Annotated in this window: 17 protein-coding genes; 11 read left to right on the top strand and 6 right to left on the bottom strand. The window is 43.7% G+C overall.

Annotated features, from left to right (window positions below; genetic code table 11):
• Window positions 1-54: 54 nt before the first annotated feature.
• Window positions 55-2,064, bottom strand: a complete 2,010-nt coding sequence (gene mnmC, locus AB3F25_RS02905; protein WP_373604013.1) for a bifunctional tRNA (5-methylaminomethyl-2-thiouridine)(34)-methyltransferase MnmD/FAD-dependent 5-carboxymethylaminomethyl-2-thiouridine(34) oxidoreductase MnmC — start codon at window positions 2,062-2,064, stop codon at window positions 55-57.
• A gap of 171 nt (window positions 2,065-2,235) precedes the next feature.
• On the opposite strand from mnmC, the gene fabB reads away from it, so the two are divergent.
• The gene (gene fabB / locus AB3F25_RS02910) at window positions 2,236-3,456 is read left to right on the top strand and encodes a beta-ketoacyl-ACP synthase I (RefSeq protein WP_373604014.1); all 1,221 of its coding nucleotides are present in this window, start codon (window positions 2,236-2,238) and stop codon (window positions 3,454-3,456) included.
• Between the two features lie 105 nt (window positions 3,457-3,561).
• On the opposite strand, the gene prlC is transcribed toward fabB, so the two are convergent.
• A complete protein-coding gene (prlC, locus tag AB3F25_RS02915; RefSeq protein WP_373604015.1) occupies window positions 3,562-5,613 on the bottom strand; it encodes an oligopeptidase A in 2,052 nt (683 codons plus the stop codon).
• A 113-nt stretch (window positions 5,614-5,726) separates the two neighbouring features.
• On the opposite strand from prlC, the gene AB3F25_RS02920 reads away from it, so the two are divergent.
• Both AB3F25_RS02920 and AB3F25_RS02925 read left to right on the top strand, forming a co-directional pair.
• The gene (locus tag AB3F25_RS02920; protein ID WP_373604016.1) at window positions 5,727-6,113 is read left to right on the top strand and encodes a YbaN family protein; all 387 of its coding nucleotides are present in this window, start codon (window positions 5,727-5,729) and stop codon (window positions 6,111-6,113) included.
• The gene (locus AB3F25_RS02925; RefSeq protein WP_373604017.1) at window positions 6,106-7,674 is read left to right on the top strand and encodes a peptide ABC transporter substrate-binding protein; all 1,569 of its coding nucleotides are present in this window, start codon (window positions 6,106-6,108) and stop codon (window positions 7,672-7,674) included. Before AB3F25_RS02920 ends, AB3F25_RS02925 begins: the two co-directional genes overlap by 8 nt.
• A gap of 167 nt (window positions 7,675-7,841) precedes the next feature.
• On the opposite strand, the gene fur is transcribed toward AB3F25_RS02925, so the two are convergent.
• From fur to AB3F25_RS02940, 3 genes are all read right to left on the bottom strand, one after another.
• Window positions 7,842-8,306: a ferric iron uptake transcriptional regulator gene (fur, locus tag AB3F25_RS02930; protein WP_373604018.1), complete on the bottom strand. Its 465-nt coding sequence runs from the start codon at window positions 8,304-8,306 to the stop codon at window positions 7,842-7,844.
• A gap of 22 nt (window positions 8,307-8,328) precedes the next feature.
• Window positions 8,329-8,853 carry a flavodoxin FldA gene (gene fldA / locus AB3F25_RS02935; protein ID WP_373604019.1) on the bottom strand — a complete coding sequence of 175 codons (525 nt, stop codon included), beginning with the start codon at window positions 8,851-8,853 and terminating at the stop codon, window positions 8,329-8,331.
• 106 nt (window positions 8,854-8,959) lie between these two features.
• The gene (locus AB3F25_RS02940; RefSeq protein WP_373604020.1) at window positions 8,960-9,745 is read right to left on the bottom strand and encodes an alpha/beta fold hydrolase; all 786 of its coding nucleotides are present in this window, start codon (window positions 9,743-9,745) and stop codon (window positions 8,960-8,962) included.
• 71 nt (window positions 9,746-9,816) lie between these two features.
• On the opposite strand from AB3F25_RS02940, the gene seqA reads away from it, so the two are divergent.
• The 7 genes from seqA (at window position 9,817) to lpxM (ending at window position 18,986) form a co-directional block, all read left to right on the top strand.
• Window positions 9,817-10,470, top strand: coding sequence for a replication initiation negative regulator SeqA (gene seqA, locus AB3F25_RS02945; RefSeq protein ID WP_373604021.1), 654 nt, complete (start codon window positions 9,817-9,819; stop codon window positions 10,468-10,470).
• Complete coding sequence (gene menE / locus AB3F25_RS02950; protein WP_373604311.1) at window positions 10,466-11,830, top strand: o-succinylbenzoate--CoA ligase; 1,365 nt, start codon at window positions 10,466-10,468, stop codon at window positions 11,828-11,830. Before seqA ends, menE begins: the two co-directional genes overlap by 5 nt.
• Before the next feature lie 3 nt (window positions 11,831-11,833).
• Window positions 11,834-15,196 (top strand): mechanosensitive channel MscK, encoded by a 3,363-nt coding sequence (gene mscK, locus AB3F25_RS02955; RefSeq protein ID WP_373604022.1) that lies wholly within the window; start codon window positions 11,834-11,836, stop codon window positions 15,194-15,196.
• A gap of 10 nt (window positions 15,197-15,206) precedes the next feature.
• Window positions 15,207-16,280, top strand: a complete 1,074-nt coding sequence (aroC, locus tag AB3F25_RS02960; RefSeq protein WP_373604023.1) for a chorismate synthase — start codon at window positions 15,207-15,209, stop codon at window positions 16,278-16,280.
• A 70-nt stretch (window positions 16,281-16,350) separates the two neighbouring features.
• Complete coding sequence (gene mepA / locus AB3F25_RS02965) at window positions 16,351-17,211, top strand: penicillin-insensitive murein endopeptidase (RefSeq protein ID WP_373604024.1); 861 nt, start codon at window positions 16,351-16,353, stop codon at window positions 17,209-17,211.
• A gap of 17 nt (window positions 17,212-17,228) precedes the next feature.
• The gene (locus AB3F25_RS02970) at window positions 17,229-17,996 is read left to right on the top strand and encodes a TSUP family transporter (RefSeq protein ID WP_373604025.1); all 768 of its coding nucleotides are present in this window, start codon (window positions 17,229-17,231) and stop codon (window positions 17,994-17,996) included.
• A 30-nt stretch (window positions 17,997-18,026) separates the two neighbouring features.
• Entirely contained in the window at window positions 18,027-18,986 is a 960-nt protein-coding gene (gene lpxM, locus AB3F25_RS02975) for a lauroyl-Kdo(2)-lipid IV(A) myristoyltransferase (RefSeq protein ID WP_373604026.1), read from the top strand.
• A gap of 243 nt (window positions 18,987-19,229) precedes the next feature.
• Here lpxM and AB3F25_RS02980 read toward each other — a convergent pair whose 3' ends face one another.
• Window positions 19,230-19,673, bottom strand: a complete 444-nt coding sequence (locus tag AB3F25_RS02980) for a LexA family protein (RefSeq protein ID WP_373604312.1) — start codon at window positions 19,671-19,673, stop codon at window positions 19,230-19,232.
• A 263-nt stretch (window positions 19,674-19,936) separates the two neighbouring features.
• On the opposite strand from AB3F25_RS02980, the gene sstT reads away from it, so the two are divergent.
• Window positions 19,937-21,181 (top strand): serine/threonine transporter SstT, encoded by a 1,245-nt coding sequence (gene sstT, locus AB3F25_RS02985; protein WP_373604027.1) that lies wholly within the window; start codon window positions 19,937-19,939, stop codon window positions 21,179-21,181.
• Window positions 21,182-21,289 lie beyond the last annotated feature (108 nt).

Consider the following 21,289-nt stretch of genomic DNA (forward strand, 5'->3'; position numbering starts at 1 on the left):
GCTTATCTGTATAGTTTAATGCGGTGATCATCGCAACAATATAGATGATTTTTCTTATTTGACTTCAGAACCTTTTAACCATTTTCTTATCCAAGCTCGATTCGCTGCTAAATTATGTATAAGCGCTTCGCCTAACGGCATTGGTTCGCCATAAATCAACGAGCCCAACATTTCCCCCGACAACGGAGCCGAAGTCAATCCACGTGAACCTAAAGCTGCAATTAAAAAAAGATTCGGAAAATTGTCCGCATTTTTGATTGATTGTCTGCGGCGACGAAGATTGAAGAGATTATGATAATCTTCCTGTTGTTGGATAAAATTCGGCACGTTTCCAACCATTGGGGCGAGATCGCGTACGGAACAACGCACGCCGATTCGGGCGAGATTGTCTGACGTGTTCACGTCTTCAGTCCAAGGTTCTGCGATATTTCGCTGCAATTTTTGTTGATTGTCTCGTTGCTCTTGCGCGCTGAAATGGCGATCTGTATTGTCGCGTACATGACTTGCACCGATGCAATGGCTGGCTTTTGCCTGATCAACCGGTGTAAGGTATCCGTCGTAACAAAGCACGGATTTGAGTTTGAGCAAGTTTTCCGATGTCGGAATTTGGCTGACTTGTCCGCGAATTGGATAGAGCGGTAGTTTTTTGGTTTGAGTGAAATCGGTGATTTTGTAGCCGTTGGCGAGCACTACGACTTCATGATTTATCTGTTCATTTTGTACATTTCTTAGTTGCCAGCCGTTTTGGGTTTGCAAAAGTGCGGTGATGCTTTGCGAAGTTTTGATCTTCGCACCGTATTTTTCTAACAAAGCAAATGTATTTTGTACAAATTGACGTGGTGCGAGCCAAGCGCCCCGGGCAATAAATCCACCACCACAATGCAATGGTAAACCGACTTTTTTGCTGAGTTGGTCGGCATTTAACATTTCAAAGAGTTCTGCTGGTAAGTCTAATTGCGCAATTTTGGCTAATTTGTTTGCGTTTTTTTCGTCGTACCCGCATAGCGCTACGCCGCAAAATTCGTGTTCAAATTCAACACCTTGTTCCGTTGCCCAATTTAATAATTGACGTCCGTAAGCAAAGGCGTGAATGTAAAAACGCATGGTGAGCTCATTATCGTCGCTTAATTGCGGATAAAAAGCACCTTGTTTGTTTCCCGAGGCATTCAGTGCAAGTTGTTCGTCTTCGCAATAAAGTGTGATGTTGGCGCCGCGTTTGAGTAAGGCAATGGCGGTGCAAAGTGAGGCTATACCGCCACCGATAATCGCCACATCTTGTTTTTCCATTCTAGCCGGTTGCGGCAAATACCAAGGTAAAAAAAGTTCGTTGGGGGTTGAGTTAATTTTTTGTCCGTTTAAACATTCGCGTTTTTTACCAAAGCCTTTACGTTTGGTTACGGCAAAACCGGCGGACTCCAAGCCTTTGCGCACGGCACTGGCGGCGCTGAAAGTAGCGAACGTGCCGTTAGGCTTGGTAAAACGATAGATTTGACGATACAGATTTTCATTCCACATATCAGGATTTTTACTCGGCGCGAAGCCGTCTAAAAACCAAGCATCTACTTTTTCGTGCATATAATCGCCAAGTTGCGGTAAGTTTTCCGCTACGTCACCGAACCATAAATCCAACGTGGTTTCGGCAAAATGAATGCGTTGGCAGCCTTTAATCGGCAACGGCCAATAATACTGTAACCGTTCGCTAAGTTCGGAAAATTGCGGATAAGCCCGATGTGCTTGCGCAAGCGAGGTTGGTTTTAGCGGATATTTTTCAAAGGAGAGCATGAACAGTCGTTTTAGCACCGCATTGGGATGTTGTGCGCGGAATTGACGAAAGAGCGCGGTAACCGCGAAAAAGTTTAATCCCGTGCCAAAACCCGTTTCCGCAATAACAAAATGCGTATATTTATGCGACAACCAGCGTTGCCATAATTGGTTTCCTTGTAAAAATACATAATCCGTTTCGGCAAGCCCGTCTTGGTTGGAAAAATAAACGTCATCGAATTGTTCGGAAACAGGAGTGTTTTCTTCATTAAAATGAATTTTCGCATAGGAAACAGAGAGCATTTTTATTCCTTTCTTGCATTATGGAATTAACTTATAATAACCGAATTTTCGGGCTTATTAAATTTGTCAGGCGTGATAACTGGTCAAACAAATGAATTATTGCTTGAAATATTTTTATTTCGTAGTAATTTTGCCCCGTCATTTTACATATAAATCAATAAGGAAGAAGCAATGAAGAGAGCTGTGATTACAGGCTTTGGTATTATTTCAAGTATCGGTAACAACAAAGAAGAAGTGCTTGCGTCATTAAAAGCGGGCAAATCAGGTATCGAAGTAGTGCCTGAATTTGTGGAAATGAAAATGCGTAGCCATGTTGCCGGCACCATTAAACTGGATCCGAGCGAACACATTGATCGTAAAGTGTATCGTTTTATGGGCGATGCGGCGGCTTATGCTTATCTTTCTATGCGTGAAGCGATTGAAGATGCCGGTTTAAGCGAAGAGCAAGTTTCTAATGATCGTACCGGTCTTGTTATCGGTGCGGGTACCGGTTCGGCGCATAACCAATTAGTGGCGTGCGATGCGGTACGTGGCCCACGTGGTGTAAAGGCGATCGGCCCTTATGCGGTAACGAAAACTATGGCATCAAGCGTTTCGGCTTGTTTGGCCACGCCTTACAAAATTCGTGGCGTAAACTATTCTATCAGTTCCGCTTGCGCGACGTCTGCGCACTGTATCGGCCATGCGCTGGAATTAATTCAATTAGGCAAACAAGATATTGTTTTCGCTGGTGGTGCGGAAGAGCTTTCTTGGGAATGTGCAACTGAATTTGATGCAATGGGCGCGGTTTCCACGAAATACAATGACACGCCGGAAAAAGCTTCTCGTGCTTACGATGCAAACCGTGACGGTTTCGTGATTGCAGGTGGCGGTGCCGTAGTTGTGGTGGAAGAATTGGAACATGCACTTGCTCGTGGTGCGAAGATTTATGCGGAAATCGTGGGCTATGGCGCAACGTCCGATGGTTACGATATGGTCGCACCGAGCGGCGAAGGTGCAGAGCGTTGTATGAAACAAGCAATGGCGACGGTCGATACGCCGATTGACTACATCAATGTACATGGTACATCGACTCCGGTGGGTGACGTAAAAGAATTAGGGGCGATTAAAAGTGTCTTTGGTAATCACATCCCAGCGATTTCTTCTACCAAATCTATGACGGGTCACTCCTTAGGTGCAGCCGGTGCGCACGAAGCGATTTATACTTTATTAATGCTTCACAATGATTTCATCGCACCGAGTATTAACATTGAAACCTTAGACGAAGCGGCAGAAGGTTGTAACATCGTGACCGAAACCAAGGAACACGCAGGCTTGCAGACTGTCATGTCAAACAGTTTCGGCTTCGGCGGCACGAATGCAACTTTAGTATTCAGACGCTATAACGGTTAATTAATACTTTAAAAAGCGGTCGATTCTTTATTAGAATCGACCGCTTTTGTTTGGGATCGCCAAATAGCACCGCATTGAAAGCAGTTCCAATGCGGTGCTGTTTGCTTATTGCAGATTAGTTGGGGCGATGCCTTTATGTCTTAACAAGGCATCAAGTTGAGGTTCGCGGCCGCGGAAGCGTTTGAAGAGTTGCATCGGTTCTTCGGAACCACCGCGGGTTAAGATTTCATCTAAGAAGGATTTACCGGTGATCGGGTTAAAAATGCCTTCTTCTTCAAAACGCGAGAACGCATCGGCCGATAACACCTCCGCCCACAAATAGCTGTAATAGCCTGCTGCGTAACCGCCGGCAAAAATGTGGCTGAAGCTATGTGGTGTTCTTGCCCAATCGACGCCTTTAATTACCGCCACTTGTGATTTTACGGCTTTCAAGGTATCCAAAATTTGATTCACTTTTTCAGGTTGGAACGTATGATGCAAGCGAAAATCGAAGATACCGAATTCAAGTTGACGCAAAATAAACATTGCCGCTTGGAAGTTTTTCGCTTTCAATAATTGTGTAAGTTTTTCTTTTGGCAACGGCTCGCCCGTTTCATAATGACCGGAAATAAATGCCAGTGCATCTTCTTCCCAACACCAGTTTTCCATAAATTGACTTGGTAATTCCACCGCATCCCAAGGCACCCCGTTAATGCCCGCCACATCAGAAACATCGATTTGGGTGAGCATATGATGAATGCCGTGCCCGAATTCGTGAAACAGCGTAGTGACTTCGTCATGAGTAAAGAGTGCCGGCTTATCGCCGATAGGCGCGTTGAAATTGCAGGTTAAATATGCCACCGGCGTTTGAATTGAACCGTCAAGCTTACGTTTACGGCCGATACAATCATCCATCCAGGCGCCACCGCGTTTATTTTCGCGCGCGTAAAGATCAAGGTAGAAACTGCCGCGAACTTGATCTTTTTCATCAATTAAATCAAAGAAACGCACGTCTTTATGCCATGTGTCCACACCGAAACGTTCTACCGCACGAATATTAAAAATGCGTTTAATCAATTCAAATAAGCCGGAAATAACGCGTTCTTCCGGGAAATACGGGCGAAGTTCTTCGTCGTTGATGGCATATAAGTGTTGTTTTTGTTTTTCACTATAAAAACTGATATCCCAAGGAGCAAGTTCAGTAACGCCGAACTCTTTTTCGCAATAATCTTTCAGATCTTGCAACTCTTTTTCACCTTGCGGTTTGGCGCGTTCCGCCAAATTATCTAAGAAATCCAGCACTTGCTGAGGGTTTTGTGCCATTTTGGTCGCGAGGGAAAGTTCGGTGTAGGTATTAAAACCGAGCAATTTCGCCAACTCTATACGCAAAGTAAGAATTTCTTCCATCACTTTGCTGTTGTCCCATTTCCCCGCATTCGGGCCTTGCTCGGAAGCGCGAGTCGCGTAAGCGCGGTAGATTTCTTCACGTAATGCGCGATTTTCGCAGTAAGTCATTACCGGCAAATAGCTCGGAATTTCAAGGGTGAAGCGATAGCCTTGCAACCCTTTGTTTTCAGCGGATTGTTTTGCTGCTTGCAAGGCGGATTCAGGCAGACCGGTAAGTTCGGCTTCGTCTTCAATTATTTTTTCCCAGCCCATAGTGGCATCCAGCACATTATTACTGAATTGAGAATTCAATTCGGATAAGCGAGCAGCAATTTCACCGTAGCGTTTTTGTTTTTCTTCCGAAAGTCCGATACCGGAAAGTGTGAAGTCGCGTAAGCTGTTTTCAATGGCTTTCTTTTGCGCTACAGAATAAGTGGCAAATTCCGGGGTGTTTTGCAATGCTAAATAAGCGTTGTAAAGCCCTTTATGTTGACCGACCCAAGTGCCGTATTCGGAAAGTAACGGCAAGCAGGCTTGATAGGCTTCGCGTAATGACGGACTGTTTTTTACCGCATTCAAATGTGAAACCGGTGACCAAGCGCGGCTTAAGCGATCGTTGACTTCAGTTAGCGGCAAAATAAAGTTTTCCCAAGTAAAGTGCGGCTGTGCGAGCACTTGTTCGATGGTATCACGGCAGTCTTGAATAAGTTTTTCAATGGCGGGTTGAATGTGTTCGGGTTTGATTTGTGAAAAAGGCGGTAAACCTTGCATATTGAGTAATGGGTTTTGCATAATTATTCCTTTTAAATACGCTTTTTTAAGTCGCGGCAAATTTTATAATATCAAGGTTGAAAAATCTAAAAAATCAGCAATAATGGTTCGCATTTTCTCTTATCAAATATTTTATGAAATACGTTTACGTTTTATTGGGTTTCGTTTCGCTCTTACTAGGCATTATTGGTATTTTTGTTCCTTTTTTGCCGACCACACCGTTTTTGTTGCTTACCTTATTTTTCTTTACCAAAGGGTCGAAGCGGCTAGAAGCTTGGTTTATGCGCACGTCCGTTTATCAAAATCATTTAAAATCCTTTAATGAGCGCCGCGCCATGACGAAGAAAACCAAGATTTCCATTTTAGCGCTATCCACCACGATGTTATTAATTGGTTTTTATTTCACACCGAGCCCGATTGGACGCGGCATTATTGCCGCCTTGATTGCGGTGAAATACTGGTTTTTCTTATTCTGGATTAAAACCGAAGGGGAAAGCGAAGACCTGATTGAAAATGACTAAATGCCTCCCTTACTGGCTGAAAAGCGCACTTATTTTTTCTATTATTTTGGCGTCGAACGGTTGTGATAAATTTAATCGAACTACGCCAACAGCACCGCATTCAAATCCTTCTGTTGCTGAACAATCTCCTTCGCTTAATTATGATCGCGAGAAATTAACACGCGGCATTGAGCCCAATGCGGTGCTATCTCCATGGTTCGTTACGGAAGCGGGGCAAACGTCGTTGATTCGAGATTTATTTGAAGGCTTAACGGCTTATGACGCGCAAGGTAATTTGGTTCCTGCTGCAGCGGAAAGTTGGCAAACTGAAGATAACCGAAATTGGACGTTTATTTTGCGTGACGGGCTGAAATGGTCAAACGGGACGCCTTTAACCGCGCAGGATTTTGTGCTTTCTTGGCAAGCGCTTGCGCAATCGGAAAGCCCGTTAAAATCTTATTTGTTGTATTTAAACGTGCAAAATGCGCAAGCGGTATTAGAGAAACAACAGCCTTTAAGCCGTCTTGGAATCTTTGCGGAAACTGACCGTACTTTATTGATTCGGCTTAATAAACCGACGCCTTATTTGCCGGAAATGTTAGCGCATGTCGCGTTACTGCCGCAATATCATGATTTAAACTTGATGGTATCAAATGGGGCTTATCTGTTTTCGTCGCGTGATGAAAACGGCATACATTTAGTAAAAAATCCGTATTATTGGCAAAAAGAGGCGGTGTCGTTTAATGCGGTGGATTATTTGTTTACCGAGAACGATGGGGGACAGCGCTTTGATGTGCTTTGGTCACCGAAGCGAGCTCACGAAAATAGGCCGGAAAACGTGCAATATTTTCCGCAATTATGCGGTTATTTTTACGAATTTAATTTGCGCGATCCGAAGTTAGCCGATCCTTTAGTACGAAAAGCCGTTGCCTCTTTAGTTTCGGTGACATCGATTACCAATCATGAAATGCCGAATGCGGTGCCAAGTTCTTACTTCTTACCGAAAGCGATGTTGCAAGGGCAGGATTCGCATTGGGAACCGGTGGTAGCGGAGCAGTTATTGGCGCAAAGTAAAATTACCGAAAAGCACCCCCTGACTTTACAGTTGAGTTATGACGATTTCGCGCTGCATCGCAATATTGCCCATCGTTTGGCGCGACAATTATCGGAATCAGATTTATTGCGGGTGGAAACACAGCCGATGAGTTGGCAACAACTACAAGAAAAACGAACGAGAGGTGAGTTTCAGTTGATTCGTTCCGGTTGGTGCGGCGATTTTAATCACCCGATGGCGTTTTTAGGCTTGTTTTATTCCAAAAGTCCCGATAATAAAAGCGGTTATGCGAACGAAAGCTATGATGCACTTTTCGAGCAGGCACTGAAAAGTACGGATGAAAAAGTGCGTTTGGACATTTATTTAAAATTAAGTGATATCATTCAACGGGAAAATCTGTTGCTGCCGCTGTTTCAATATACTACGCCGGTTTATATTTCACCTTCCGTGATGGGTGCGCAGCCTAATTCGATCGGGGCGATTTACAGCAAACATTTATGGCGCAAAGTGGAAAGCGCTACACCATAGGCTAAAATATATCGCTAAGTAAAGTCGTGGATGTTTAATTCCTTGTCGACAAGATCGTAATTTCAACCTTAATTGATTCTTCATTAAAAACAGCACCGCATTGAAATGACTTCCAATGCGGTGCTGTTTTGTGAGACTAATTTCAGTGAATTCTTGTGGCTTGAATATTATTTGTTTTCGTCTTCGTCTTCGTCTTTTTTAATGCTCTCTTCACATTTCTCAATATCGCTGCATTTGCCGTAAAGATATAAACTGTGCGCTTTGAGTTTAATGCCGTATTGTTCGCTGATTTCTTTTTGGCGTTGTTCGATCAGATTGTCGGAGAATTCAAAAACTTTGCCGCAGTCTTCACAAATGATGTGATCGTGATGTTCGGTTGGCGCCAATTCAAATACCGATTTATTGCCTTCAAAGTTGTGACGAATCAAAATGTGCGCTTCATCAAATTGGTTTAACACGCGATAGACGGTAGCTAAACCGATGTCACTGCCTTGTTCAAGCAAAATTTTATAGACGTCTTCTGCAGAAAAATGTTCGTTTTTGTGATCTTGCATTAAGGCAAGGACGGTCAAACGCGGTTCAGTAATTTTTAAACCCGCTTTTTTGAGCAATTTAATATTTTCTTCAGACATAAAGTTTCCTTGTTTTATGATGTTAAGCGAGTTCCGCCAAACACATTTCGTCGTAAATTTGTTTACACCATTTTTCAACGCGTTCTGCGGTGAGTTCGGGTTGGCGATCTTCATCAATACATAAACCGATAAAGGTACCATCTTCTAATAAGGCTTTGGAGGCTTCAAAAGTGTAACCTTCGGTCGGCCAATTCCCTACGACAATAGCGCCATGCGGTTCAATGATATCGCGCACGGTACCGATGGCGTCACAAAAATAATCGGCGTAATCCTCTTGATCGCCGCAGCCGAAAATCGCCACTAATTTATCGGTAAAATCAATTTCTTCTAAGGTTGGGAAGAAATCGTCCCAGTCCGCTTGAGCTTCGCCGTAGTACCAAGTCGGAATGCCAAAAAGTAAAAAATCATAAGCTTCGATGTCTTCTTTTGAGGTTTTTGCAATATCACGAATATCGACTAAATCAGCGCCTAATTGTTTTTGAATTATTTTCGCGATGTTTTCGGTATTGCCCGTATCGCTACCGTAAAATAGACCCACAACTGCCATCTTTCTTTCCTTTAAAATTAAATGTTTGAAAATATTAAAAATCAAAAGGGCTCAGAGCCCGTGATTTGCGCGCACTATATCATAGTTCAATTCTCATTTAAACCGATTAATTCTTATTTAGAAATCGATTAATCGCACGAATGACGAACGCCGGCTTTTGTGCATGAACCCAGTGTCCGCAACCGTTTATCGTAAATGATGAGGCATTTGGGAATTGTTGTAAAATCCGCTCGGAATCTTGCGGTTTGATGTAAGGCGAATCGCCGCCTTTGATAAATAAGGTCGGTACCGAAACCGATACATCTTGCCAAGCCATTAAATTTTCGTAATTGTTGAAAAGCGCGGTTAAATTAAAACGAAAAAATTCCGGCGAAGTCGGTTTGAATGATTTCAGCATAAATTGAACTACGCTCGGATCGGCGATTTGTTGCGCCAAAATCGGTTTGGCTTGCTGGCGCGATTGCGGCTTTGCTGCATTCACCGCAAATAAACCTTGAAACACATCTTGATGGCCGCGATTGCCGTAAGGCAGTGGCGCGATATCAATAACGATCAATTTCTCTACGATTTCGGGATGCCGTGCGGCTAATTTCATCGCCGTTTTCCCGCCCATAGAATGTCCGATTAAAATGGTTTTTTCCAATTTAAGATGCCGAATCAGCGTAAATATGTCTTCCGCCATTAAGTCATAATTCATCGATTCGGAATGAAAACTTTGTCCGTGGTTGCGTAAATCTACACGCAGAATATTGTAGTCGTCACTAAAAGCCCGGGCGATCACGCCGAGATTATTCATATCGCCGAATAAACCGTGAATAAAAATTAAAGTGGATGAATGAAGTGCTTGTTTTGCTTGATCAAATTGGAAATTGAGTAATTGAGGAATAGGCATATTTTTTCGCGTGAGAATTTGTTAAGAAGCCGCTATAATGGGCGAAAATTCTAGCAAACGGAGAGGTAAAAATGAAGATAATTGAAGTGGATGAAGAATTATACCGATACATTGCAAAACAAACGCAATCAATCGGCGAAAGCGCTTCAGATATTCTCCGTCGTTTGCTTCATTTGCCTGCGAACCCGAGCGCTACGTTAGATTTCGTTTCTTTTGATGGTTCCATTACCGAAGACGCGGTTAAATCCGATGCGGTGCTCGAAAGCGAGGTTAAATTGACAAATGCGCCGTCGCAACAAGAGACGTTTTTGGAATCGAAAACTGCTGCGCCTAAAACGGCTAAAAAACAATCGAATGAAGCCATTAACCAAATTAGCGACAAAGTACGCCTATTACTAAATTCTGACGAGTTTAAACAAGAAAGCAAAGCAGTCGTACGTTTTTTGGCGATTTTGCGTGTACTTTATCGCACTGATCCGGAAAGCTTCGCCCAGGCGACGGAATCCTTGCAAGGTCGTACCCGAGTGTACTTTGCGCGAGACGAAGCGACTTTACTAATGGCGGGTAACCACACTAAGCCGAAACAAATTCCTGATACGCCGTACTGGGTAATTACCAATACCAACAGCGGTAGAAAAATGTTGATGCTGGAAAGCGCCATGCAATCCATGAATTTGCCGGAAAGTTTGATTGACGAAGTGCGGGCGTATTTTGTCAGCAATTAACCTTTTTCCTTGGCAAGTTTTTGCCGATAATCCTCAATCTTCCCAAACAATCGCCTTGCGTTCCTCGCAAGGTGATCTTTTTACTTGGGCTGACGTCGCGCAAAAAATTAATCAAACTGCAGCTTTTTTGCAACAACGGGGCATCACACCGCAAAGTACGGTCGCTTTTTGCGCGAAAAATTCAGAAGCCATACTTTTTCTTTATCTGGCAAGCCTTCAATGCGGTGCTAAAATCATAGGGCTAAATCCGGCGTTCCCGCAACAGAGAATCGACCAATTCTGTCGTGAATACGGTGTTGATTTATGTTTGCGTCATGAAGATTTGGCGAATATTTCCGAATGCCCATTAGCAAAACTCGAAGAAGCTGATTTTCTACGTCCGGCGACAATGACGCTCACTTCCGGCTCCGGCGGCCAGCCGAAAGCGGTACTGCATAATATGCAAGCCCACTTGGATAATGCGCGTGGCGTATGCCAATTGATGCAATTCCACGCGATGCAATCTTGGTTATTGTCATTGCCGTTGTACCACGTATCGGGGCAGGGAATTGTGTGGCGTTGGTTAGTTTGTGGCGCACAATTGCATTTTCCGCAAACAGATTTTTATGCCTCGCTATTGCAGGCTACGCATGTTTCGCTAGTGCCGACTCAGCTTCAACGTTTATTGGATTATTTGGCTCGGTACCCGCAAAGCGAAGTGAAGACGCGTCATATTTTATTGGGCGGCGCACATATTCCGGTGGCGTTGACTCAAGCCATTCGCACATACGGCATTACGCCGTACAGCGGCTACGGCATGACAGAAATGGCTTCCACCATTTTCGCCAAAGTTTCTGATGACAAACCCGGCGTCGGGCAAGCATTGTTAGGGCGCGAGTTTCAATTAGTAAACGATGAAATTTGGCTAAAAGGTGCAGGGCTTGCCATGGGGTATTGGAAAAACGGTGAAATCCTTCCTTTGATTAACGAATCGGGATGGCTGCAAACTAAAGATAAAGGCCTGTGGCAAAACGACGAACTGGTGGTTGTCGGACGCTTGGATAATATGTTTATTTCCGGCGGGGAAAATATTCAGCCTGAAGAAATCGAAAAAACGATTTTGCAATCGGGCTTGGTAAAACAGGTTTTTGTGTTGCCAAAAGCCGATGCGGAATTTGGCGCACGTCCGGTGGCATTAACAGCGTTTCACGAACAATTTAGTGAACGTGCAGTGGAAAAGCTACGCATTTTTTTACAAACCCATTTGGCGCGTTTTAAACAGCCGGTGGCCTACTATCCGCTCCCTGATTTGCATCAGGGTGGCATAAAAATTTCTCGGAAAACATTAGCCGATTGGCTACTTCAACATATAGAGTCATAAGTTATGAAAATTTCTCGTTTTTTCGCCGTATTACTTGCCGCCTCTGTGGTGGGGGCGACATTGTCGCAAGATGCGACGGCAAATCAACCGAAAACCGTAGCCTTGCCGACGGAACAAAGTCTGAAAGCAGAACTTGCTGCCGCACAAAAAATCGATGACGGAGAAGCCAAACAGCACCGCATTGAGGAACTGCAGAGCGCACTGGATTTGTTGCAACAAATTCAAACCCAGCGAAAAAGTAATGACGATTTGCTGGCGACCTTAAACAATTCTGATAACGAAATTCAGAAAAATAATGCGGATTTGCAGAATCTGAAAAAGCGTTTTAATCAGGCCGATGCCGATAATTATAAATTAACCACGTTGGCGGATTTACAAGCGTCTTTAGAAAAGCTCAACAATCAACAACAAGACACACAAGCTGCATTGAGCGCCGCCAATGCGGTGCTGGCGGGGCAAAGTGCCGTGTCCGAACGAGCGCAAAGTGCCTTGACGGATAACGCCAAACGTAGCCAAATCTTAAATCAGGAATTGTCGGACGGTACGGTGAGTTCGGCTAAAAAGCAGCAAAATCAATTGGAATTGGAACTGATTGATTTAAAAAATAACTACAACCAGATTTTGTTGAAAAACAGCGATCAATTAACGGTCCTTTATCAAAGTCGTTACGATTTATTAAATGCAAAACAACAAGTTCAGCAGCAGCAAATTGCAGCGATTCAAGATGCGATTAACCAAAAAAATCTAGCGCAAAGTCAAAACCAAGTGCAGCAGGCACAACAGCAGCAACAAAAATCCGTTAATAACAATTACATTCAAAAAGAATTGGAGCGCAATGCACAATTAAGTCAGTTCTTGTTACAACAAACGGAAAAAACCAATACCTTAACCCAAGACGAATTGCGTATGCGCAATGTGTTGGATAACTTAACGCAAACCCAGCGTACGATAGATGAGCAAATTAGCGCGTTGCAAGGCACATTGGTATTGTCGCGGATTATTCAGCAACAAAAACAAAAGCTGCCGACTAATTTAAACATTCAAGGATTATCCAAACAAATTGCCGATTTGCGGGTGCAAATTTTCGATATTACCCAGCGTCGTAATGAACTTTACGATTTAGATAGCTACATCAGCAAAGTGGAAGCAGAAGAAAATCAAGTTTTTACGGCAGAGGAAAAAACACAACTGGAGAATTTGTTGCTTGAGCGCCGCAAAATGGCTTCGGATGTGATTAAGTCTTTGAATAATCAACTTAATCTCGCGATTTCCTTAGAATTGACACAGCAACGAATTACGCAAATCAGCGACCAAATTCAGGCGCAACTTGATCAGCAAAGTTTCTGGGTAAGAAGCAATAATCCGATCAATTTAGACTGGTTGAAAGCGTTGCCGACATCGTTGGATATACAATTTAGCGGCATGTTGAAACACCTCGGTTTTCCGACGAATTTTGATAATTTGCCCTACTTGCTGAGTTATGTGTTGATTTTAATAATTATTGGCGGGGCAATTTTTAAATTTAAGCCAACCATTAAACAACGTTTGGCATTAATTAACAGCGAAATCAATACATTACGCTCAGACAGCCAATGGCACACACCGATAGCATTAGTATTGACCGGATTGTTGAATTTATCCGGTACGCTTTGGTTCCTCGCCGTCTGTCAGATGATCGGTTTTTTCTTTTTCCGTGATCCACAAGAATTCTGGGATTGGTCGTTCCGTATGGCAGGTTATTGGTGGTTCTTTAACGTATGGTATGCGATTTATCGTCCGAACGGCATCTTCGTGCGCCACTTCGGTTTTGCCCAAAATGATGCGGAAAAATTCCGTAGTGTGGTGAAACACATTATTGTCGCCGTGATATTGTTATTGAATACTTCGGTATTTAGTAACGTAATGGATAACGGCTTGGCAAATGATGTACTAGGTGAGCTCAATACTATTGCTGCATTGATTTTCTGTGTAGTGATGATTGCTCCGCGCTTTAATAGTGCATTACGTTCCTTTGAAAAAAGTCAATCAAAACGCAATAATGTGGTTGTAAAAACGATTCAAGTGTTGTTGCAGTTGATTCCGGTCGGTTTGATTGTGTTGATAGTATTAGGCTATTACTACACCGCATTGAATCTGATTCAACATATGATTAATTCCTACATTGCGTGGTGCGTTTGGTTTATCCTTCGTCAAACAGTTTATCGCGGCATTACCGTATCTTCCCGCCGTTTGGCGCACCGTCGTTTACAGGAAAAACGCCGTCAAAAAGCCGAGGATCTTAATGAGACTCCGCCTTCCGATGATGTGGTATTGGTTACTGCGCAAGAAGAAGGGTTGGCGCTTAATGAGGTGAGAAGCCAGTTATTACGCTTTGCGGATCTTTTTATCTGGACTGCATTATTCGCCATTTTCTATTTTGTTTGGTCGGATTTAATCACAGTCGCCAGCTATCTGCGCGATATTACCTTATGGCAGCAGAGTTCGCAGGTGGATGGCGTATCCGTGACGGAAAGCATCACGTTGTTCAATTTATTGGTTGCGTTGGTCATTATCGCCATTACCTATGTTTTGGTGCGCAATATTTCCGGTATTTTAGAAGTGTTGGTTTTCTCGCGGGTGAAATTATCGCAAGGCACGCCTTACACGATTACCACTTTACTGACTTATGTTATCGTCGCGATTGGCGGCGCTTGGGCCTTTGCCACACTGGGGATGTCGTGGTCGAAATTACAATGGCTATTCGCCGCACTTTCTGTTGGTCTTGGTTTTGGTATGCAAGAAATTTTTGCTAACTTTGTCTCAGGCATTATTCTCTTATTCGAACGCCCGATTCGAGTTGGTGATACCGTGACAATTAATGACGTGACCGGAACCGTGGCCAAAATCCGCATTCGTGCCATCACGATTATTGATCCTGACCGAAAAGAAGTTATCGTGCCGAATAAATCCTTTGTAACGGGACAAGTGACAAACTGGGCGCTCTCTAATACCGTGACGCGATTAATTGTGAATATTGGTGTGGCTTACGGTTCGGATTTAGCGTTGGTGAAACGTTTGTTGTTACAAGCAGCAAACGAGCAACCGGGCATTTTGAAAGATCCGGAACCACATGCTTTATTTTTGAGTTTCGGCGCCAGCACTTTAGATCACGAATTGCGCGTGTATGTTGGTCAGCTTTCTGAACGGACTAGTGTCACCGACGCCTTAAATCGCCGTATCAACGAATTATTTGCCGAGAATAATATCGATATCGCCTTTAATCAACTTGATGTCTTTATTAAAAATAACGATAGCGGCGAAGAAATTCCTTTTGTGAATATGAACGCAGTTAAATTAGCAAACACGCAAGCACAACAAATAAAATAAGAGAGAAATTATGGCAGGAAACACAATAGGGCAACTTTTCCGCGTCACCACTTTCGGTGAGTCCCACGGCACCGCATTGGGCTGTATTGTAGATGGCGTACCGCCGAACATGGCGCTGTCGGAAGCGGATATTCAACCGGATTTGGATCGCCGCAAACCGGGTACCTCCCGCTACACTACACCACGTTGCGAAGATGACGAAGTACAGATTTTATCCGGCGTGTTTGAAGGGAAAACCACCGGTACCAGCATTGGTATGATTATTAAAAACGGTGATCAACGTTCGCAAGATTACGGCGACATTAAAGACCGTTTTCGCCCAGGACATGCGGATTTTACTTATCAGCAGAAATACGGCATCCGCGATTATCGCGGTGGCGGTCGTTCTTCGGCCCGTGAAACCGCTATGCGTGTGGCTGCCGGCGCCATTGCGAAAAAATATTTACGCGAGCGATTTGGCATTGAAGTACGTGGTTTTATAAGCCAAATCGGCAAGGTCAAAATCGCCCCGCAAGTTATTGAAAACATCGATTGGGTGGAAGTGAACAACAATCCGTTTTTTTGCCCGGATAAAAATGCTTTGGAAAAATTCGATGAATTGATTCGCGATTTGAAAAAGCAAGGGGATTCTATCGGTGCGAAACTGACCGTAGTGGCCGAAAATGTGCCGGCAGGTTTGGGCGAACCGGTGTTTGATCGTCTGGATGCGGATTTAGCCCATGCTTTAATGAGCATTAATGCCGTTAAGGGCGTGGAAATCGGTGACGGTTTTGCCGTGACGGAACAACGCGGCAGTGAACATCGTGACGAAATGACGCCCGAAGGTTTTCTTTCCAATCATGCCGGCGGTATTCTCGGTGGCATCAGCTCAGGACAACCGATTATTACCACTATCGCGTTAAAACCGACCTCCAGCATTACGGTGCCGGGGCGTTCGGTAAATCTCAATAATGAAGCGGTGGACGTCATTACCAAAGGTCGCCACGATCCTTGTGTTGGCATTCGCGCGGTTCCTATTGCGGAAGCGATGACGGCGATTGTGTTATTGGATCATTTATTGCGTTTTAAGGCGCAATGTAAATAACGGTTTCACTTTCGGCACCGAAAAGCATTCAATGCGGTGCTCATTTGACACTTCATTTTAGTGAGAATAAATGAATAAAATTTTACTAACTACTTCGTTTATATTAAGCGCATTTTGGGTATTTTGCGTGCAAGCCACGCCACAAGATTGGCAGAGGGTGAAGCGTCCGATTCCAAGCGAGGACGGTAAGGCGAAGCCGATTGGCAGCTATTCCAACGGCTGCATTATCGGCGCGCAGCCTTTACCTTATAAAGGGGACGGCTATCAAGTGATTCGCTTGAATAAAAACCGTTATTACGGACATCCAAATATGATTAGCTATTTGCAACGTTTGGGGCAACGCGCGAAAGCCGCGGGCTTGCCAACGATGTTGGTGGGCGATATTGCTATGCCGGGCGGCGGACGTTTTTTAACCGGGCATGCGAGCCATCAAATGGGGCTAGATGCAGACATTTGGTTGCGCATGGGCAGTATGTCCGATAGTGAAGCACTGAATTCTGACGGCAAAGGTTTGTTGGTGGTGAACCGCCAAACTCGGCGCGTGGACGACAGTATTTGGAACGCGAACCATGCTAAGCTGATTAAATTGGCAGCAGAAGATTCGGAAGTTACTCGTATTTTTGTCAATCCTGCAATTAAATTGAAACTTTGCGAAACGGCAGGAGCCGATCGCGCTTGGTTGCACAAAATTCGTCCTTGGTTCGGGCATGACTCTCATTTCCATGTGCGTTTAAAATGTCCGGTGGATGCCACCTATTGTGAAGAGCAAGCACCGGTGCCTGCGGGTGATGGATGCGGTGCCGAACTTTATTCTTGGTTTGAGCCGGCAAAACCCGGTGCGCCTTCCGGTAAACCAAAAACCGTTCCACCCGAGCCGTTTTTATGTCAGCAAATATTGAACTCACCAAACCGTAGTGAATGGCTAGAATAATGATTTGAGGTAAACCTATGGAATTTGGCATGGATATTTTAGGGCTGTTATTTGCAGTTGCTTTTGTGGCGGCTTTTATTGACGCTATCGCCGGAGGGGGCGGTTTAATTACTATTCCTGCCTTATTGATGGCCGGTATGCCACCGGCAATGGCATTAGGCACCAATAAATTGCAGGCGTTTGGCGGTTCTTTATCGGCAAGTTTGTATTTTTTGCGCAAGAAGGCGGTGAATTTGCGCGAATTTGGCTTTATTTTATTCATGATTTTTATCGGTTCAGTGATCGGTACATTATTAATTCAAAGCATTGATTCATCGCTGGTTAAAAAAGGTTTGCCGTTTTTAATCCTTGCTATTGGGCTTTATTTCCTTTTTACCCCTAAGTTAGGCGAAAACGATAAAAAACAACGTCTTTCTTATCCCATTTTTGCCCTTTCTTTGGGAATCACATTAGGTTTTTATGATGGATTTTTTGGGCCGGGCACGGGCTCATTAATGAATTTGGCTTGCGTATTATTGCTTGGTTTTAACTTAACTAAAGCCACCGCCCATGCAAAAGTGATGAATTTAACCTCAAATATCGCTTCGGTTATTTTTTTCTTAATTGGCGGACATATCGCCTGGACGGTTGGTTTCGTGATGATGGCGGGCAGTTTAATCGGCGCAAATTTTGGGGCAAAAATGGTTATGAGCAAAGGCAAACGGCTAATTCGTCCGATGGTGGTGGCGATGTCTTTTATTATGACCGTCAAAATGGCCTATGACCAAGGTTGGTTTAATTTTTAGAGGGCGGTGGATTTCCTCGCAGTTTTTATTATGACAGATTCTCAAAAACAACTACGTTTAACTGCCCGATCGGGTTATGAGGCGCATTTTTCTTGGTCCTATCTTAAGCCGCAATATTGGGGGATTTGGCTCGGTATTTTCTTTTTGTTGTTATTGGCTTTTGTTCCCTTTCGTCTGCGTGATAAATGGGCGGCTAAACTCGGGATGTGGATTGGCCACAAGGCGAAAAAACAGCGCCGACGTGCACAAATTAATTTAACGCATTGTTTTCCAAACTGGACAACACAACAGCGCGAAGAGGTGATTGATAAAATGTTTGCGGTGGTGGCACAAGTGATGTTTGGTATCGGTGAAATCGCCGTTCGCTCGAAACGACATTTACAAAAACGCAGTGAGTTTATCGGGCTTGAACATATTCGACAAGCCAAAGCGGAAGGCAAAAACATTATTTTAATGGTGCCGCACGGTTGGGCGATTGATGCGTCGGGGATTATTTTGCATACGCACGGTATGCCGATGACGTCGATGTATAATCCGCATCGCAATCCTTTAGTCGACTGGCTGTGGACGATGATGCGCCAGCGTTTTGGTGGCAAAATGCATGCACGCCAAAATGGCATAAAACCTTTTTTAAATTACGTAAAACAAGGCGAAATGGGCTATTACTTGCCGGATGAAGACTTCGGTGCGGAACAAAGCCTGTATGTGGATTTCTTCGGCACCTATAAAGCCACATTGCCCGGTTTAAATAAAATGGCGAAACTTGCCAAAGCAGTGGTGATTCCGATGTTTCCGCGTTACAACGCCGAAACTGGAAAATACGAAATAGAAATCCATCCGGCCATGCAATTAACCGATGATCCGGAACAATCTGCGCGCGCCATGAATGAGGAAATCGAGCGTTTTGTCACGCCGCAGCCGGAGCAATATGTGTGGATTCTTCAATTATTAAGAACGCGTAAAGACGGGCAAGATCTTTATGACGATTAATTCTTGATAGTCGCAAAGTAAGGGCAGTCGTTTTCAATTTTTTTCGAAGCGCTATCAGCCTGATCTGCAAATAGCACCGCATTGGAATTGCTTCCAATGCGGTGCTATTTTGTGAGTGTAATTTCAGCCCTGCGCCGTGGCTATTACTATGGTTGATTATTATATACTGCGCAGGTCTCATAGCGAGTGGCACTAACGCATATTAGTGCGTATTTTGGAACTAGATTGGCGTTTATCCGCGAATTAAGCGGCAAATTTTAAGCCATTACGACGCGGCTGAATTTGGTGAATCGTGTTGGTCACCGTGCCGATAATCGGCAATGAAGTCCAATCTTTAGTTTTGATGTTGTGCATTTGAGAATCTAGCGCCATGAAAATAAATTCATCGTTGTGCGAGATAAATTCATAAATGTGAAATTCATTGCCCGTTTCGAGTACCACAAAATCGCCCACAGCGAGGTTGTCATTTTTTTCCACCACGAGCATATCGCCTTGTTCAATGCCCCAAGCCAACATATTAGGGTTGGTCACGCGAATGAAACAGGTTTGTTGAGGGCGTTTAATACAATATAGGTTCAAATCAAGTTTTTTGTTGAATGTAGGATGTTGTTCGATATCGTTAAAAAACGGCATCGGATGATAAGAAAACGTCATATCATTTTGAGCGATTATATTTGCGTAGTTCATCATCTTAGGTTCCTCTAAACTTTTGAAAGTAGTGGTTGTTTGTACAGGTGTTAATATACTGTTGTTTTGTACAGGCTGTCAATATTGAATAGAAAAAATTTTTTTATGTCGCAAAATATTAGAAAATATTTATAAAACGATAATTTGGAGAGAAAAATAAAAAGAAAACGTTTTCTTTCAAATGAAATTTAAGCTATCTTTACGGTGTTTTAGGCGGATCATCAATGATCTTAAGTTCAATCTCGTTTTTATTTAATCTTATTATGAATACATCACGTTTAGTTCATTTTCTTTTCCAAGGTAATTTGGTCAAACGAATTGCTATTGGTCTTATCCTAGGGCTCCTTGTCGCGCTTGTTAATCCGAGCATTCAACAGACGCTTGATTTTAATTTAGCATCAAATGTTGGCGTGTTAGGACAAGTTTTCGTAAAAGCATTACGTGCAGTAGCACCGATTTTGATTTTCTTCCTTGTTATGGCGGCTTTAGCGAATAAAAAAGTCGGCTCCAAAAGCAATATGAAGGAAATTATCGTGCTTTATTTACTCGGGACGTTTTTAGCCGCGGCTATTGCGGTAATTGTAAGTATGCTATTTCCATCGGAAGTCGCATTGGCGGTGAAAGAAGACGCCAGTGCGGCGCCACAATCGGTGGGAGAAGTGTTATTGGCTTTGGTTTTAAACGTAGTGGATAATCCATTAAATGCAATTTTTAAAGCGAACTTCATCGGCGTGTTAGCTTGGTCTATTGGTTTAGGTTTAGCGCTTCGTCACGCTTCTGAAAATACGAAGCAAACTGTGGCAGATTTTGCGGAGGCGATTTCCGCCATTGTACGCCTCATTATTTCTTTTGCGCCGTTAGGAGTATTCGGTTTGGTGGCGGAAACTTTGTCGGACAAAGGTTTATCGGCATTAGGCGGTTATGCGCAATTATTGGTTGTATTAATCGGTACGATGTTATTCACCGCATTTGTGATCAACCCACTCTTGGTGTATTGGAAAATTCGTCGCAATCCTTATCCATTAGTATGGACTTGCGTGCGTGAAAGCGGTGTAACGGCATTCTTTACCCGTAGTTCCGCAGCGAATATTCCGGTTAATATTGCTTTGGCAAAACGTTTAAATCTTGATGAAGAAACCTATTCGGTTGCGATTCCGCTCGGGGCGACCATTAATATGGCGGGAGCGGCAATTACGATTACTGTATTAACCCTTGCGGCGGTAAATACTTTGGGAATGGAAGTGCCATTTATTAGCGCCGTGTTATTGAGCGTCGTCGCATCTCTTTGCGCATGCGGCGCATCGGGTGTGGCCGGCGGTTCATTATTACTTATTCCGTTAGCTTGTAGCTTGTTCGGTATTTCTGACGATGTAGCGGCGCAAATGATTGGCGTTGGCTTTATTATCGGTATTTTGCAAGACTCTACGGAGACCGCATTGAACTCTTCTACCGACGTGTTATTTACCGCAGCGGTATGCATGGAAGAAGAACGTAAAAATAACGCATAGCCAAATGATTCTATAAAGCGGACGAAAGTCCGCTTTTGTTTTTTATGCAGTCGTTGGTTATGCAGTGCATGGTGTTTTGGTATTTGTCAGGCGGAATGGCGGATATTG

Source organism: Aggregatibacter sp. HMT-949 (assembly GCF_041734645.1).
GTDB lineage: Bacteria > Pseudomonadota > Gammaproteobacteria > Enterobacterales > Pasteurellaceae > Rodentibacter.